Origin of the sequence: Streptomyces sp. NPDC060205 (assembly GCF_042728395.1) — a bacterium.
In the GTDB taxonomy this organism is placed as follows: domain Bacteria; phylum Actinomycetota; class Actinomycetes; order Streptomycetales; family Streptomycetaceae; genus Streptomyces.
Genome location: NZ_JBHWZP010000028.1, coordinates 12,631 through 29,082, shown reverse-complemented (window position 1 = coordinate 29,082; position 16,452 = coordinate 12,631). Strand labels below are relative to the sequence as shown.

At 72.2% G+C, this 16,452-nt stretch carries 11 protein-coding genes; 3 read left to right on the top strand and 8 right to left on the bottom strand.

Translation table 11 applies throughout. The annotated features are described in order from the left end of the window. Positions 1-6: 6 nt before the first annotated feature. Together ACFWGJ_RS07555 and kstD are read right to left on the bottom strand one after the other, a co-directional pair. Positions 7-1,701: a serine/threonine-protein kinase gene (locus ACFWGJ_RS07555; protein ID WP_387321635.1), complete on the bottom strand. Its 1,695-nt coding sequence runs from the start codon at positions 1,699-1,701 to the stop codon at positions 7-9. A gap of 137 nt (positions 1,702-1,838) precedes the next feature. Further along, entirely contained in the window at positions 1,839-3,650 is a 1,812-nt protein-coding gene (gene kstD / locus ACFWGJ_RS07550) for a 3-oxosteroid 1-dehydrogenase (RefSeq protein WP_387321634.1), read from the bottom strand. Positions 3,651-3,900: 250 nt separating this feature from the next. Here kstD and ACFWGJ_RS07545 point away from each other — a divergent pair, with 250 nt between their 5' ends. Then, positions 3,901-4,482: a CGNR zinc finger domain-containing protein gene (locus ACFWGJ_RS07545; RefSeq protein ID WP_387321633.1), complete on the top strand. Its 582-nt coding sequence runs from the start codon at positions 3,901-3,903 to the stop codon at positions 4,480-4,482. A 66-nt stretch (positions 4,483-4,548) separates the two neighbouring features. Here the strand turns inward: ACFWGJ_RS07545 and ACFWGJ_RS07540 are convergent, their stop codons facing one another. The 6 genes from ACFWGJ_RS07540 to ACFWGJ_RS07515 all read right to left on the bottom strand — a co-directional run bounded on the left by ACFWGJ_RS07540 (position 4,549) and on the right by ACFWGJ_RS07515 (position 12,304). Next, positions 4,549-4,827 (bottom strand): hypothetical protein, encoded by a 279-nt coding sequence (locus ACFWGJ_RS07540; RefSeq protein ID WP_387321632.1) that lies wholly within the window; start codon positions 4,825-4,827, stop codon positions 4,549-4,551. 41 nt (positions 4,828-4,868) lie between these two features. Then, positions 4,869-6,275, bottom strand: coding sequence for an FAD-dependent oxidoreductase (locus ACFWGJ_RS07535; protein ID WP_387321631.1), 1,407 nt, complete (start codon positions 6,273-6,275; stop codon positions 4,869-4,871). A gap of 162 nt (positions 6,276-6,437) precedes the next feature. Beyond that, a complete protein-coding gene (locus ACFWGJ_RS07530; protein ID WP_387321630.1) occupies positions 6,438-7,643 on the bottom strand; it encodes a DUF6545 domain-containing protein in 1,206 nt (401 codons plus the stop codon). A gap of 106 nt (positions 7,644-7,749) precedes the next feature. Further along, positions 7,750-8,946 carry an MAB_1171c family putative transporter gene (locus ACFWGJ_RS07525; RefSeq protein ID WP_387321629.1) on the bottom strand — a complete coding sequence of 399 codons (1,197 nt, stop codon included), beginning with the start codon at positions 8,944-8,946 and terminating at the stop codon, positions 7,750-7,752. Between the two features lie 3 nt (positions 8,947-8,949). Next, positions 8,950-9,489: a toxin-antitoxin system, toxin component gene (locus ACFWGJ_RS07520; RefSeq protein WP_387321628.1), complete on the bottom strand. Its 540-nt coding sequence runs from the start codon at positions 9,487-9,489 to the stop codon at positions 8,950-8,952. Between the two features lie 730 nt (positions 9,490-10,219). Continuing rightward, positions 10,220-12,304, bottom strand: a complete 2,085-nt coding sequence (locus tag ACFWGJ_RS07515) for a DUF1996 domain-containing protein (RefSeq protein ID WP_387321658.1) — start codon at positions 12,302-12,304, stop codon at positions 10,220-10,222. 877 nt (positions 12,305-13,181) lie between these two features. Here ACFWGJ_RS07515 and ACFWGJ_RS07510 point away from each other — a divergent pair. Further along, positions 13,182-13,418 carry a DUF6296 family protein gene (locus ACFWGJ_RS07510; protein WP_387321627.1) on the top strand — a complete coding sequence of 79 codons (237 nt, stop codon included), beginning with the start codon at positions 13,182-13,184 and terminating at the stop codon, positions 13,416-13,418. Positions 13,419-13,634: 216 nt separating this feature from the next. Next, positions 13,635-16,436: a SpoIIE family protein phosphatase gene (locus tag ACFWGJ_RS07505; protein WP_387321626.1), complete on the top strand. Its 2,802-nt coding sequence runs from the start codon at positions 13,635-13,637 to the stop codon at positions 16,434-16,436. The last annotated feature ends 16 nt before the right edge of the window (positions 16,437-16,452 follow it).

The window sequence follows — 16,452 nt, the reverse complement described above, 5'->3', positions numbered from 1 at the left end:
CCGCCGTCAGCCGGCGGGGGTCACCCGGGTCACCTTGCCGCGGGCGTCGGCCTGCAGATAGCCGCTCCTGTTGTACTCGTCGGAGAGGTAGACGAACATCTCGGATCCCCGGTCGAACAGGTCGTTCGGCGGCTTGACCACGAGGTAGCGGGTGGTCGCGTCGTCGACGTTCAGCTTCTTCTCCGCCTCGGCGAGCAGCGCGGGGAGCCTGTCCCAGGCGAGGCCGTCCAGGGTCATCGGCTGGTCCCCGCCCGCCAACTGCGCCTTGACGGGGGTCTCCTGGACGCCCCGGCCGACGTAGTAGGTGTACTGCTGGTAACTGGTCCGGCTGCCCTCGACCATCACCTGCGCGGAGACGTATTCGGGGTAGACCGTCAGGTGGCCGTAGCGGTCGCGGCCCGTCTCCTTCTCCAGCGCCTTGACCGCGGTACGGATGCCGTCCGGTGTCAGCAGGTCGGTGGGCGTCTTCTGCTTTGTCCGCCGGGGCGTGGGGCTCTTGTCGGCCGCATCGGTCCTGTCCGTCAAGGAGGCGTCGGCCGACGGATCCGCTGTCGCTCCGTTCGTGGAATCACCCGAGGCCGAGGATCCCGAGCCCTCCCCGTCGGGCAGCAGGGTCCACGCCAGCACGCCCACCAGCACCGTTCCGACGGCGGACAGGGCGACTGCGGTCCGGCGTCCCCGCATCGCGGGCCGTACGGGTGCCGGGTCGGGGCGTACGGGTGCCGGGTCGGGCGGCCGGGGCACGGCGTCGCGCGGAGGCGTGAGCCGGTAGGAGGTGGGTTCCGTACGGGCCTCGGGTGCGGCGTCGGCCATACCCTCGCTCACGGCCGTACCCACGCCCACGCCCGCGCCCGCGCTCGTGTCCGCGCTCACGGCCGTCAGCATGCGGTCGAACGTTCCGGCGTCCGGGCGGGCCTGCGGGTCCCGCACCAGCACGCTCATCAGCGCGTCCGCCAGCGGGCCCGCGTTTCGCGGCTGCGGCACGTCCTCGTACAGGACGGCGGCGAGGGTGGCCATCGTCGTACCCCTGCGCAGCGGATGGCGGCCCTCGACGGCGGCGTACAGCATCATCGCCAGCGACCACAGGTCCGAGGCCGGCCCGCCGTCCTCGCCCGCGATGCGCTCGGGTGCCATGTAGTCGGGCGTACCGATGATCGAGCCGGTGGCGGTGAGGGCCGTCGACTCACGGATCGCCGCGATCCCGAAGTCCGTGAGGACGGGGCGGCCGTCGGGGCGCAGCAGGACGTTGGCGGGCTTGACGTCCCGGTGCTGGATGCCGGCGTCGTGCGCGGCCCGCAGCGCGGCCAGTACCTCCCGTCCGATCCGTGCCGTCTCCACGGGGTCCGTCGGGCCCCGCTCAAGGCGGTCGGCGAGCGAACCGCCGCCGACCAGTTCCATCACGATCCACGGATACGTTCCTTCGCCGCCGTCGACGATGTGATGGATCGTCACGACGTTCGGGTGGTCCATCCTCGCCAGTGCCCTGGCCTCGCGCAGCACCCGTTCCCTCAGCAGCCGCGCGCCCTGCGGGTCGTACTCGGCGAGGTCGATGTCCGGCGGGCGGACCTCCTTGACGGCCACGTTCCGGTGCAGGACGAGGTCCGTGGCCCGCCAGACCGTGCCCATGCCACCGCCGCCGAGCCGTGCCTCCAGCCGGAACCGCCCGTCGATGACCCGTCTGCCGGAGTCCCCGTTGTTCATGCGCGGGAGCTTAGAGGACGGGTACGACAGGCCTTCCCCCCGGGCGGGCGTGCCCTCAGGGAGTGCCCGTGGCCGTCGTTCCGCCGAGGTGGGTGCGGGATCCAGGTCGCGCGGACGTCCCGGCCTCGCGCGCGGCTTCAGGCCCCGGCGGCGACCGCCGCGATGTCCCGGGCGGCGATGTGGCCGAACGTCATCGCCGGTCCGATCGTCGAGCCCGCGCCCGCGTAGCTGTGCCCCATGACGGCGGCGCCGTTCCCCGCGGCGTACAGGCCGGGGACGACGGATCCGTCCGGGCGCAGCACGCGCGCCCGGGCGTCCGTACGCAGGCCGCCCTTGGTGCCCAGGTCACCCGGGACGATCTTGAAGGCGTAGTACGGGGCCAGCCACAGCGGCGCCAGGCAGGAGTTCGGGAGGATCGCCGGGTCGGTGTAGTAGTGGTCGTAGACGCTGTCACCGCGGTGGAAGTCGGTGTCGGTGCCGCTCCGGGCCAGGCTGTTGAAGCGGTTGACGGTGGCCCGCAGGGCGGCCGGCGGTACGCCGATCCCCTGGGCCAGGGCGTCGAGCGTCCAGGCCTTGTGGGCGGCGCCGGACTCGTACCACGCCTCGGGGAGGACGAAGGTCGGGGCGATGTCCTTGAAGAGGTAGCGGTTGCGGTAGTTCTGGTCGACGATCAGCCAGGCCGGGATGTGCGGGGCGCTCGCGTTCTCGTCGTACATGGTGTGCACGACGTCGCTGTAGGGGGCCGCCTCGTTGACGAAGCGGGCTCCGGCGGCGTTGACGAGGAGTCCGCCGGGCAGGGTGCGTTCGGCGAGGCAGAAGTACGGCTGGCCGGGCAGCGGGATGGCCGGGCCCCACCAGGCGTCGTCCATCAGGTCGAGGGCGCCGCCGGCCTGCTGGCCCGCCCGGATCCCGTCACCCGTGTTCTCCTTCGCGCCGACCGTCCACTCGGTGCCGATGGGCTGGCGCTGGTACTGGGCGCGCATGGCCGCGTTGTGCTCGAAGCCGCCCGAGCCGACGATCACCCCGTGGCGGGCCCTGACCAGGCCGGGGGCGCCGTTCCTGGTCACCACGGCTCCCGCGGTGGTGCCGTTCTCCGTGTACAGGTCGGTGAGCGGGGTGTTCAGCCACACCGGCACCTGGGCCGCGAGCAGTCCGGCGCGCAGGCCTGCCGCCAGCGACTGGCCCATGGTGAGGGGCTTCTGGCCGAGGAGCGCGGCCCGGGTCCCGCGGGCCAGGCACTCGGTGGCGACGGCGGCTCCCTTCGTGCTGACCGCGGAGAGGGCGAGCCATTTGTAGTCGGCGCTGAAGACGACCATGCCGCTGGGGACCGGCAGGTACGGGGGATTCAGCCGGGCGAGTTCGGCCCCGAGGATGTTCCCGTCGAGCTGGGCGGGTTCGATGGAACGGCCGCCCGGCAGGCCTCCGGGCAGATCCGGGTAGTAGTCGCTGTAGCCCTCCATGAAGCGGAACCGCAGCGGGCTGTTGGCCATGACGAAGGAGATCATGGCGGGCCCCTGCCCGAGGAAGGCCTGTCTGCGGTCCGCGGGGACCTCGGGGCCGACCACGGCCGCCAGATAGCTCGCCGCCTTGGCCGGGGTGTCGGGGACGCCCGCGGCCAGGATCACCGGGTTGTTCGGAATCCAGATGCCGGCGCCCGAGCGGGCCGCCGAACCGCCGAAGGTGGCCGCCTTCTCCACGACGACACAGCTCAGCCCCTGCTTCGCGGCCGTCAGCGCGGCGGTCATCCCCGCCGCGCCCGACCCGATCACGACGACGTCGTACGTCCCCAGCGGGGGCAGGTCGGCCGCGCGGGCCGTACCGGGGAGCCCGGCGGCGAGCGCGAGGCCCGTGCCGGTCGCCGCGCCGAGCACCCGGCGCCTCGGCGGGCCTGTGGGAGCAGAGGGGCGAGGGGCGTTCGCAGGTCTTGCGGGGTCCGCACTTGTGGCCATGACAGGGCGCTCCAACCGGATGACGAGGGAAAGGACGGGGAGGGAGAGAGCGTGCTGTGCCCCGGGGGCCGACGGGCGTCCGGTGTCCCCGGTTCCGATGCGGAGTCAGGAATGTGGCGCGGGGGTCTTGGGAAGTCAAGGGCCGCGCCGGGCCCCGGCCGGGCCGTGCGCTCGTGCCCTGCGGCCGCGCCCCTTGATCGGGCCTTGAGCGGACCTTGCAGAGGCAATCGTCACCTGTCAGGATGGTGACGTGAATGTGGATCATGTCTTCGTGTGCGGGAACCCGGCCCTGGACTTCGCCGCGACACTCCGCGCCCGCCGCACCCTGCGCTTCGAGATGTTCGCGTCACCGGAGCGGCTGGACGCCTGGTACCTGGAGGCGGGGATCGTCGACACCGTCTCCCCCGGCACGGACACCGACCTCGCGCGGGCCGTCGCCGTACGAGAGGCCGTCTACGAGCTGGTCACCGCCCGGCGCCTCGGCGAGCCCTACGACGGCACGGCGCTCGCCGCGGTGAACGACGCGGCCCGTATGCCTCCGGCGACACCGCAGCTCACCGCGGCGGGGCGGCGGACGGACGCCACACCGCAGGAGGCACTGTCCACGGTGGCCCGGCACGCCGTCGAGGTGCTCAGCGGTCCGGACGTACCGCTGCTGAAGGAGTGCGGCAATCCCGAGTGCACCCGTGTCTACCTCGACCGGTCCCGCGGGATGCGCCGGCAGTGGTGCGGCATGGAGTCCTGCGGCAACAAGCTCAAGGCGGCGGCGTACCGCGCCCGCAAGAAGCAGGCGCGGGTGCCTGCCGGACAGACCGGCACCCACGCCCGCTGACCCTCACGTCCACCGGCGTGCGCGCCCGCACTCGGGGGCGCGCCCGCGCTCAGGGACGGGCGAATCTCAGATGCAGTTCCGTACGAGCCACTCGTCGTCGTTGTACGCGTTCCGCGCGGGATCCACGGCCGTGGCCGGCCTCTCCTCGACGGTGTCCGCGAGACGGACCCGCTCCGGCAGTGCGCCGAAGCGCGCACGGCGGGCCGCCTCGGCGGCATCCGGAACCCGAACCTTCTCGTCCTGCGCCATACCGGCCTCCCGCGTCTCAGCGCCGCTCGACACCGTCCAGTCGGCGTCACCTGCCTGACTGGTGAAGATCCTCCCAGAGGGGTCGTCACCAGTCAAGGCGGTGACGCTGGACGGAGGTGGGGTTCACGCAGTGGGGTTCAGGAAAGGGGGGTCGTGGCGGCCTCGCGCTCGTGGTCCGCCAGCGGCGGGCCCGCGAGGTGGGGTTTCTTGCGGCCGAGGCAGACCAGGGCGAGCATGTCGGGCATGAGGAGCCGGGAGGGCGGCTTCTCCATGCTCATCACGTCCAGCAGGATGCGCAGGGCGCGCGGGTTGCGCGATCCGGCGTCGACCGCCCTGTCCACGAAGGCGGCCAGGGCCCTCTCCAGCCGGGTGGGGGGCTCGTCGCTGGCGCCCGGATAGAACACGTCCTGGCCCACGGCCAGGCTCCAGGCGTTCTCGACCGGACGCGCCGCGCTCTTCTGGACGCGCCGGGCCGTGCCGGGCGTGCGCAGGTCCTGGCGTTCCAGGACGCGGCGCAGCGCGACGACGCTCTGCGCGGCGGCGCTCAGCCCGTGGCCGTAGACGGGGTTGTAGCCGGCGACCGCCTCACCGAGCACGGCGAAGCCGTCGGGCCAGCGCGCGGCCTTCTCGTAGTAGCGCCGCCGGTTGGCCGTGCTGCGGCTGGTGACGACGTCCGTCTCGGGCTCGGCGCCGGCGAGGAGTTCACCGATGACGGGGTGCGGCAGGCCGAGGGCGAAGGGCACGAACTGCTCGTTGTCGGCGCTCGGGCGGCCTCCCCTGGTTCCGGCGAGCGTGACCAGCCAACGGCCGCCCTCAATGGGGGTGATAATGCCGCCCCTGCCGGGGTTCTGACGGGGGTCGGCCTGGACGTTGACGATCGGGAAGCCGTCGGCGGTGCTGCCGGGGGCGCGGTAGATCCGGCTGGCGTAACCGAAACCGGCGTCGACCGTGCGTTCCTGCACCGGCGGGAGCCCCAGGTCCCGCAGCCACTGAGGAGCCCGGCTGCCCCGGCCGCCGGCGTCGATCACCAGATCGGCCGGGAGCGTGCTCTCGGTGTGCGCCGAACGTATTCGTACGCCGGACACACGGCGGGCGTTCCCTTCCAGGGACAGCAGTTCGGTCTCCTGGCGCAGGGTGACGCGGTGGTCGGCCAGCACCCGGTCGCGGATCACCGCGTCGAGCAGATCGCGGCTGCACAGCAGGCTGACGTGACCGCCGTGGGTGAAACGGCGGAACCACTGTCCGGAGGGGGCCTTGGACACCAGGTCGGCCATGACGGGTGTTCTCCGGGCGCCCCGGTCGACGAGCTGGTCGACGACGCCGGGCAGGAGGTCCTCAAGTGCCTTGACCCCACCGGACCACAGGACGTGGGCGTGCCGGGCCTGTGGCAGGCCCTTGCGGGGCCGTGGGCCGTCCGGCAGCAGGTCCCGTTCGATGATCGTGACGTCCGCGTATCCGGCGAGCACCGACGCGGCGAGCATGCCCGTCATGCCCCCTCCGACGACGATCGCGCTGCGCCGGGCGGTGGACTTCGTGTCGGACATGGCGGTGGGCCCTCTCTGTTGACCGGCGTCGGCGCATGACTGCGGCACGCGGGGCGCGCGGGTACGGGTGATCGCTGTGCGGAGCGCGGGAACCGGGATCTCCCCCGGTCCGGCCGCCCGTTGATCGAACCACGAGCGGGCCGACCGGCCACCCCGGACCCGTCAGGCCCGGTCGTGATCGCGGTCGAGGCCGAGGTCGCGCCCGGGATCGTGCGCGGGATCGTGTGGGTGACCGTCGTGGCCGTGGCGTGCCTCGTGCCAGGCCGTCCACCGTCGCGCCGCCCGCTGCCGCACCTCGGCGACGACGGGCGAGGACGACAGGGCCCGGGCCAGCTGCACCATCAGGTGGGGCTGCGCCACCGACCGCAACCGGCCCACGTCCGAGGGGAGTTCGGCGTCGGGGCCGGCGCAGACATGCACCCTGGCCGCCGCGAGCATGGCCGCCTCGGCCACGATCTCCGTGTGGTCCAGCGCCACCGTCCGGCGGACCTCGTCGTCGAGGTAGGGCGAGCACACCAGGACTCCGTCCAGGATCGTGATCTCCTGCTGGACCAGGCGCACCACGGGAAGGTCCCACCAGTGGGTGTCGGCCACCGGCGCCCGCAGATCGCGCAGTTCGAGCCAGAGCGGCCGCAGGAGCCGGCACCGCCGCCAGGCACGGAAGTTGTCCGCGGTGGAGGGGCCCACGCGCGGCAGCGCGAACCCGGCGGCGACGGTGACGCCCGCGACCGCCACGAGGGGCGGCGAGAGGCTCGTGGAGAGGAAGTCCCAGTCGAGGCCGCCCCAACGGGCGCCGATGGCCAGGTACTTGGCGATCTGGTACGACAGGTCGAAGAGCACCCCGACGACGATCAGCGTCAGGCCCTTGCGGGTGAGGTCCCGCACCTTCCGCAGCCAGGCCAGGCACATGCCCGCGAGGGCGGCGGTCGCCGCGGTGTGCGCCACCAGGTACAGCAGGATCATCTCCCGCATGTACGGCGTCCTGGCGTAGTACGTGTCCAGGTCCCGGGTCCGTTCCACGGGTGCGTCGGCCAGGGCGAAGAGCGTGACGATCCCGATGATCACCAGCCCGTAGACGCCCACCACGAGACGTGACGCGCGGGCCACGCGCCCGGGCTCGCCGCCGCGCCAGGCGATCATCAGGACGAGGTAGCAGGCGCTGAGCGCGGACATCCCCGAATAGACCAGCGGGGCGGAGAAGTTGGCGATACCGGTGAGTCCGTTGACGACGCCGATGGTGGGCGGCGCGGACAGCATGCACACGAGCGCGCCGATGAGCAGGACGGAGATGCTCGCGGCCATCAGGGGGTCGCGCCAGGCTCCCCGCATGGCCGGCAGGTTGAGGACGGCCGCGACGAGAAGGATCACGCCGGGAATGTAGAAGACGACGTCCACGACTCCACCGCCCTTCCGCGGCCACGGAGGGCGGTGCCGAGGGGGTTGTCGATCACGTCGTTCTCGTGGTTCGCGTGGTTCATGTGGGGGACTTCTCGCCGTCCCCGGCCGGGACCGCGGTACCGCTCTCCCGGGCCGCCGCGACGATCGGGGACGAGCGCAGCGCGACGGACACGCCCACGGGTGCGGTGCGCACCGCGCTGATCTCGGAGTGGTCGGGAAGGACCCGGGAGGCGGCGGGCAGGCCCCGGCCGGCCGCGCGGACCGCGGCGGCGACCATCGCCGCACGGCCGATCCGGGCGGCCTCGTCGTCGGTGTGGCCCGCGGCGAGAGCCGCGGCCCGCGCGCGCGTACGGACCCCGGTGTCGAACCACGGTGTAACGAGGCTCAGTCCGTCCTGGATGCCCGCCTCGCGCTGGGTGAGGCGGACCTGGGGCGAGGAGTACCACGGGATGGGGCCGGCGAGCGGTGTACGGGGCGAGGCGCGGCCGAGTTCGCGCCACAGGGAGCGGAGCTTGCGGTGGGTCTTCGCCGCCCGCCAGTTGGCGGCCGCCCAGGGGCCCACGAGGGGCATCAGGAATCCGACGGTGGCGCAGGGCGCGGACAGGGCGGACAGGAGCGGCGCCAGGGTCGTACTGAGGGCTCCCCAGTCCTGACCGGCCCAGCACGCCGCCACCGCGGCCAGTTTGAGGCCGCTGAAGGCCAGGTTCAGGAGCCAGCCGAGGACGAGGACCCACAGACCGGCCCGCAGCCATCCGCCCACCTGGAGCGCCCAGCGCCAGCACAGCACCGTCGTGACGAGCGCGGCGGTCATGTGGGCGACCAGGTAGAGCACGATCATCTCGCGGATGTACGGGGTCGTCGCGTAGTAGGTGTCGAAGTCCGTGTGCCGGTCCACCGGGGCGTCACCGAGGGCGAAGAGGACGACCAGCAGGACGACGACCAGGGCGTATCCGGCCTGCCAGCGCCGCGAGACCCTGCGTACGCGCTCGGGCGGGCCCCCGCGCCAGTGGACGATGAGCAGCAGACAGGCGGCGCTGAAGGCGCTGATGATGCCGTACACCAGCGGGCTGGAGAAGTTCGCGGTGCCGGTGGCCTCGTTGACGGCGGTGATCGTGGGAGGCGCGGCGAAGAAGAAGCCCGCGCCGCCGAGAGCGATCACGAGACAGACGGACCGTACGAGCGGGTCGCGCCAGTCCTTGACCAGGCCCGGCAGTTTGACGGCGAGGCCGATCAGCGTGGCGACGGCCGGTATGTAGTAGTCCGAGGAGTCCACCGCTCAGACCTGTGGCCGGCGCTGTCCCAGTGACGCACCGATCCGCCCGGCGATCCTGCCCCGGTCCATGGCCGCGCTGTCGGCGTCGCCCTCCAGCCAGACGCGGAAGCGGGTGACCGCCAGCAGTCCGAACCGCTCGGCGTCCGCCTCCTCGCGCCGGTCGAACTCAGTGCGGGCGGCGACTTTGCGTACCGGCTCCTGCAGTTCGGGGAGTTCGGCGCCGGTCGAGACCATGTGGGCCGCCACCGCCTTGCCCACGACGTGGTTGCCGCAGTCCCCCTTGAGCATGTGCCACACCTCGTGGAAGAAGATCGCCAGCTGGTGCAGCGGTGTCGCCCGCTTGTCCACCACGATGAGGTCGTAGGCGGGGAGGTCGAGCCACAGTCCGCTGGCGGTCTGGTGCGGGAACTCCTCCTTCACGAGCCGGACCTCACGGCCTCTCAGCTCGCTCACGGTCGTGACCAGCGCGGCGAACAGGGCGTCGGGATCCGAGGGGACGGGCGGTGCCAGCCCGTCGACCAGCTGACCGATCAGATTCCGCATCTCTCTGGCTCTGCCTGTGCGCACTGCTCTCCCCGCGAACCTCAGCACGGGCTCCAGCGCGCCCAGCTAGATAGGCAAATATGTCAAACCAGAGCCGTGTCGGCCACACCGAGCCGGAAGAAGTACGCGGAAGGCAGCGATCTGAAATACCGAACAAACCCGACATGCACTGGTCTGGTCCTGGCGCATCCGTTGCGCTCGCGGTGCCCTCCCGTCCCGCGGCGGAACGTCGGCCGCCCGCCGGTTCCGGCGGGCCGTCCGGCCCGGCGGCCCTCCTCGGCCGGCATCGTCCCTGCTTGCAGGGGGTGGCCTCCGGCCGGACGCGCCACGTGACGGGCGCTGTCCGTTTTCCGGGCCCGCGAAGTCCACGCTTCCGTGCCCTTCGGGAAGGTCTTGATCCAGTCACTCGTCGCCGCGTGTGCCGCAGCTCACGCAGCGCAATGCCCTGACCACGGAACAAGCGGGAGCGGTCCGCCGTTCTTCTCCACGTGGCCGCGGAGGGGACAGTGTCCCCGGGCCTCACCCACAGCCCATGGGGAAGATCGTTCGGCTGAAGCCCCATGGAGCCATTCGCCGAGAGGCGACCGCCCTCCGCGGACACCGCACACGGCCCCGGCTGGTCTCCCCCGTCCAGCCGGGGCCTCTTGCTGCCCGCGCCGCACCCGGGAAGGGCGGCCGGACCTGCTTGCGCAGCTCCGACCGCCCCCGTGAGGTGTGGGCGACAGTCCCGCTACCTCGACCTGCTGCTGATCCGGCGCAGGAGCACGAAGCCGGCGATCACCAGCAGTCCTCCGGCCGCCGCCGGCCACAGGCTCGTGCCGGTTTCCGCGAGTCCGCCCGTCACCGTCTGCGGGGCGGCCACGCCACCCGCGTCCTCGGGTTCGGGGCCGGGTACGGCACTGCCGGCGTCCGCGCCGCCCGTGGAACCGGCGGCATCGCTCTGGGTCGCCGACGGTGACGTGTCCGCCTTGGGCTCGGCGTTCCCCTTGCCCTGGTCGTCCTTGGCCTGGTCGTCCTCACCCTTGTCGGCGCCGCCCGCGTCCTCGGTGTTGCCGGCCGAGGGCTTCGCGGTGTTCTTGCCGCCGTTGTCCGCGGGGGTCTCGCTCTGACCGTTGTCCCCGGGCTCGTCGTCACCCGGCTGCTCGGTGCCGGGCTCCTCCGTACCGGGCTCGTCGTCGCCCGGCTGCTCGTTGCCCTCGGTCGGGTCGGGGGCCGGAGTGGTCGCGGGCGGGTCGGTCGGCTCCTCGCCACCACCGCCGTTGCCGCCGCCTCCGTTACCGCCACCGCCATTGCCGCCACCGTTGCCGCCGTCATCGGCGCCGTCGCACTTACGGCCCTCGTTGATGCAGTCGACCATGTCCTTCATCAGTGCCTCGTCGAAGACGTTGATGAAGTCGCCGTGGTCGGTGACCGGCTTGTGCAGCTGCTCGGGGAAGGAGTCGACCGCGAAGAACGGCTTCGACTTGCCGCCGTCGGCCACGCTGGGCGCGTCGACGTCGTAGACGATGCGCTGCACCAGCTGCGGAATGGCCTTGAAGTCGTTCGCGCAGCTGCCGTCGGCGGTCGCGAACGCCACGTGCGTGCGGTGGTTGGCACTGTCGATGTTCCGGCCGTCCCAGCAGCTCTGGAACCTGAAGGTGCGGACCACGTCACTGCCCTGGGGGCAGAGAGGGTACTTGTCCTTCAGCTGCCGGTCCTCGAAGCCGGTGCAGCTCCACGACGCGTTGGCGTTGGTGGGGCCGTTGACGAACGCCTTGGCGTCGCCGGTGATGATGCGCAGCAGCTTCGGCATGGCCGTGACCTCGCCGCGCGGGCTGCCCTCGAACGACATCGTGGCCGCCTTGGGCCTGATGATCTCGCCGGCGTTGCCCTCGATGCCACCGCCCGGGGAGGCGGCGTCCTTCTCATCGGCGCCGTTCTGCAGGCGCAGCACGGGCCAGAAGTACGAGGACTTGTCGCCCTGGTCCTCACAGGAGGTCTCGGCGTTCGCCAGGTCCTCGTCGCTCGCGAAGGCGTCGTTGGACTGGTTGCCGACGTAGTCGTGGAAGTGGTGGGCGCCGTTGCTGACACCGGGAGCCACGATCACGTTGTCGGAGTTGAAGAGCCCGTTCTCGTTCGTACCGCACCTGGTGACGAAGGAGCCCTTGGAGGCGTTGCCCTGGGCGGCCGGCTTCGACACGTTCGGCTGGACGGTGGAGATGTCCACGAAGTCGGCTGCCACGGGGCCGTTTCCGGCCTGGCCGCCGTTGCCGGGAGGCTGCTCGCCCTGCCCCTGCTCGCCGCCCTGGTCCTGGCCCTGGTCCTGGCCGTCGCCCTGGTTCTGGTCCTGGCCGTCCTGGCCTGCGCCGTCCTCGGCGTTGTCACCCTCGGCGTCGCCGTTCTGTTCGCCGTCCTGCCCGTTCTCCGGCGCGTCCTGGTTGCCGGAGGCGCGGAGTATGCAGGGCGCGAAGGCGTCCAGCCCTTCGGGGCGGTCACCCACGGCGTCGATGGCCGCCACGATGCGCTCGATGGTCGCCGCTCGCTTGTCCTTGAGCGGATTCATGATCGAGTTCTGCGCGAAGGCGGCGTCCTGCTTGATCGCGTCGGCGGAGCTCTGCAGCCTCTGATACGCCTCGGCGATCTGCTTGTCCAGGAGGGCGAGTTGCTTGTCGACCTCCGTCTTGGACCCGTCCGGCACCGCGGCCAGCTCACTGCCCACATCCGGGCAGTCGATCGTGGCGGCACCCGAGGCAAGGACCTGGTCGGTCTGGCCCGAGGTGCTCTCGGAGGCAGTGGCGTAGACGTTCGCCGCTACCAGTCCACCTCCTCCCAGCATCAGCGCGACCGCCCCGATGGTCGCGCGTCGTGCGCCTGTTGGGCGTCTGCGCGTGTTGCGTCCCAAGGATCTACTCCTACGCTTCGTTGCCGACGGGCACGGCAATCCCCCGCTTCATACGGAGATGAAGCTCCGAGTGTTCAGACACATCTCGGATTCATAGAAACCTCTCACGAACCAGACGTTTGCGAGACCCGTGTCCGGGCAATCACGTTTTCCTGCGGTCTGGTTGGGGAAGGGCATTCTGATGCGCTCCGTGAGGGCGCCGCCGAGTGCGTTTCTGCCGGTTTATGCCGGCCAAGTCGCGGCTCGTGGCCGGTTTTCCCGGCGGCCACGGAAGAAATATGCCATCACCTCGCGTGCCCTGCGCCCTTGTTGGCGCGAGTCGGACCTGCGCCCACCCCGGCTGCGGCGAACCTGATCGGGCACCGCCCGCCGCGGGTCGCGTGCCGCGGATCGCGTGCCGGGGCTACGTCCACGGCATCGCGCGCAGGCGCCGCGTCACGACGCCGTGTTCACGACGCCATGTGCCGGCACCACGTTCACGACACCACGTGCCGGCACCGCGTTCACGACACCACGTGCCGGCACCGCGTCGACGGCAACTCGCGCGAGCGCCGCGCGCCCTGGGCCGCGCTCACCTGCGCGGGGCGCGGGCGCCGGGCCCGCAGCATCCCGTACCCGCACACGACGGCCCCGCCGGTCACACGGGCCACATGGGTGCAACAGGGGTGCACCACGGGTGCACCACGGCCGGTGCCCGACACAGGCAGCGGGGTCGTGGCTCGTGGCCGCTCTGCCGTCGGCGGCGTCCGGGCGCATCATGAAAGTGGACGCATTTGCCCTGGTCCGCGGCTGAACGCGCACGGAGGCCGTCATGCACACCCCGGACCGCTACCGGCTGACCTTCACCCATGGGCCATCGGGCGGCGAGGCCGTCACGGACGAGGTGGTCGTGGAACGGACCACCTCCCTCGGGCCGGGCGGCAACCCGGTCTACTGCGATCGCACCGGCATCCTGCGCGCCGAGATCAGCCGGGCGGGAGAGGTGCGGATGCTCGCCAGCGGCGGCCATCAGTCGCCGTCGGCGCCGTCCGCCGAGCCGCTTCCCTGAGCCGCCGAGCCGCTTCCCTGAGCGCCCGGGCCTCGCGCCATGAGGGGTGGCGGGACGGGACAGCCGGTAGTGGCGGCGGGGCAGGAGGGGGCGATGTGCCGACGCGCGCTTCGCCCGGGTTTCCGCCAGAGGTCTGGGCCACCCGGGCCGGACCTTCACCCGTCACACCTGGGGCGCCCCTCGCCTCCTGGCCCCCGGCAGTGTAGACATGAGCATATGGTCCGATTCTTGGGTCGATCCTGGGCCCGGTCGACCTCCCGCCTCAGCGGCCTGCGCGCGCGGCGCAGGCATGACCGCCCCGACCGCGTACACGGGCGGCGGACACGACGGACGCCGGACGGGCCGACCGGTCCGCAGGGAGCACAGGACGGCGGGCACCCGCCCGGCTCCGCCGGGGCACGGTCCGGGCTGGCCGGTCGCAGCGTCGCCGGCCAGGTCTTCCTGCTGCAGGTGGCGATCGTGCTGCTGCTGGTCGTGGCCGCGGCCGGCGCCCTGGTCCTCCAGGTGCGCCACGACAGCACGACTGAGGCGCGCAACCGCTCCCTGGCCGTCGCCGAGACCTTCGCCAACGCTCCGGGCACCCGCGCGGCACTGAGCGCCCCCGATCCCACGGCCGTGCTCCAGCCGCGCGCCGAGGCGGCCCGCGTGGGGTCCAAGGTCGACTTCGTCGTGGTGATGAACACCGACGGCATCCGCTACACCCACCCCAAGCCGGACCGGATCGGCAAGAAGTTCGTCGGGACCCTCGCTCCCGCGCTGGCGGGCAAGTCCTTCACCGAGGAGATCACGGGCACCCTCGGGCCCCTGGTGCAGGCCGTGGTGCCGGTCAAGGCCGACGACGGCACGGTGGTGGGCCTGGTCTCGGCGGGCATCACGACCGAGAACGTGGGAGGGGTCGGGGACCGCCAGATGCCCCTCCTGCTGACCGCCGCGGCGGCGGCCCTGGCACTGGCCCTGGCCGGCACGGCCCTGGTGAGCAGACGCCTGCTGCGGCAGACCCATGGTCTGGGGCCGTTCGAGATGACCCGGATGTACGAGCACCACGACGCGGTGCTGCACGCCGTCCGGGAGGGAGTGCTCATCGTCGGCGGCGAGGGCACGCTGCTGCTCGCCAACGACGAGGCGCACCGGCTGCTGGACCTCCCGGAGGACGCCGAGGGACGTCATGTCCTCGAACTCGGCCTGGACGCGGGCACCGGCGCCCTGCTGGCCTCGGGGCACGTCGTCACCGACGAGGTGCGCCTGGTCGGCGACCGGCTGCTGGCCGTCAACCAGCGGCCCACGGACCTCAAGGGCGGCCCGGCGGGCAGTGTCGCCACGCTCCGCGACTCGACCGAACTGCGCGCGCTGTCCGGCCGGGCCGAGCTGGCCCGGGAACACCTCAAGCTCCTGTACGACGCCGGGGTGGGCATCGGTACGACCCTGGACGTGACCCGGACGGCCGAGGAATTGGCCGAGGTCGCCGTCCCGCGGTTCGCGGACTTCGCCACGGTGGATCTGGCCGAGGCGGTGCTGAGCGGCGAGGAACCGGACGCGGGCACCTCGCTGCGCCGTACGGCGCTGAGCGGGATCCGCAAGGACGCTCCCCTGTACGCGGTGGGTGAGCGGATCGGGTTCGTCGCCTCCACCCCGCAGGCGCAGAGCCTCGGCACCGGCGAGGCCGTGGTCGCGCCCGCGCTGAAGGAGGCGCACGGCTGGCTCGCCCAGGACCTGGAGCGCACCGCGCAGGTCGTGGAGTACGGCATCCACTCGCTGATCACGGTCCCCCTGCGGGCAGGGAACCTGGTGATGGGGGTGGCGAACTTCTGGCGCTCCGAGAAGCCCGAGCCGTTCGACGAGGAGGAGCTGGCCCTCGCCGAGGAGCTGGTCGCCCGGGCCGCGGTCTCGATCGACAACGCGCGCCGCTACACACGCGAGCACACGATGGCCGAGACGCTGCAGCGCAGTCTGCTGCCCCGCAATCTGCCCGAGCAGAGCGCCCTGGACATCTCGTACCGCTATCTCCCGGCCCAGGCGGGGGTGGGCGGCGACTGGTTCGACGTGCTGCCGCTGTCCGGCGCGCGGGTCGCGCTGGTCGTCGGCGACGTCGTGGGCCACGGCCTGCACGCGGCGGCCACCATGGGGCGGCTGCGCACGGCGGTGCACAACTTCTCGGCGCTGGACCTGCCGCCCGACGAACTGCTGGGGCTTCTCGACGAACTGGTCGCCCGCATCGACCAGGACGAGGCGACGGAGGACGGCAGCGCCGCGATCACCGGCGCGACCTGTCTGTACGCCGTCTACGACCCGACCACCCGGCAGTGCGTCGTGGCCCGGGCCGGCCACCCGCCGCCCGCGGTGGTCCGCCCGGACGGCAGTGTGGACTTCCCCGAGGTGCCCGCCGGTCCGCCGCTCGGTCTCGGCGGTCTCCCCTTCGAGACGGCCGAGCTCAAACTGGAGGAGGGCAGCAGGCTCGTCCTCTACACGGACGGGCTCGTCGAGGACCGGGAACGGGACATCGACGTCGGCCTCGAACTCCTGCGGACCGCCCTGGCCGGGGCCGACCGCTCCCCCGAGGACACCTGCCAGGCCGTCCTGAACGCCCTGCTGCCGCCCCGCCCGAGCGACGACATCGCGCTGATCGTCGCGGGCACGCGCGCACTCGGCGCGGACCGCATCGCCGAATGGCGGGTGCCGTCCGACCCGGCGGCCGTCGGCGAGGTACGCGCCTCGGTCACCCGGCAGCTGACGGAGTGGGGCCAGGACGACCTGACGTTCACGACGGAGCTGATCCTCAGCGAGCTGGTCACCAACGCGATCCGGTACGGCAACGGCCCCATCGAGGTCCGTATGATCCTCGACCGCAGTCTGATCTGCGAGGTCTTCGACGGCAGCAACACGTCACCGCATCTGCGGTACGCGGCCTCGACGGACGAGGGCGGACGCGGGCTGTTCCTCGTGGCTCAGCTCACCGAGCGCTGGGGCACCCGCTACACCCCGGCGGGCAAGGTCATCTGGACGGAACAGCCGCTCTCCTGAGCCGGACGTCACCGTG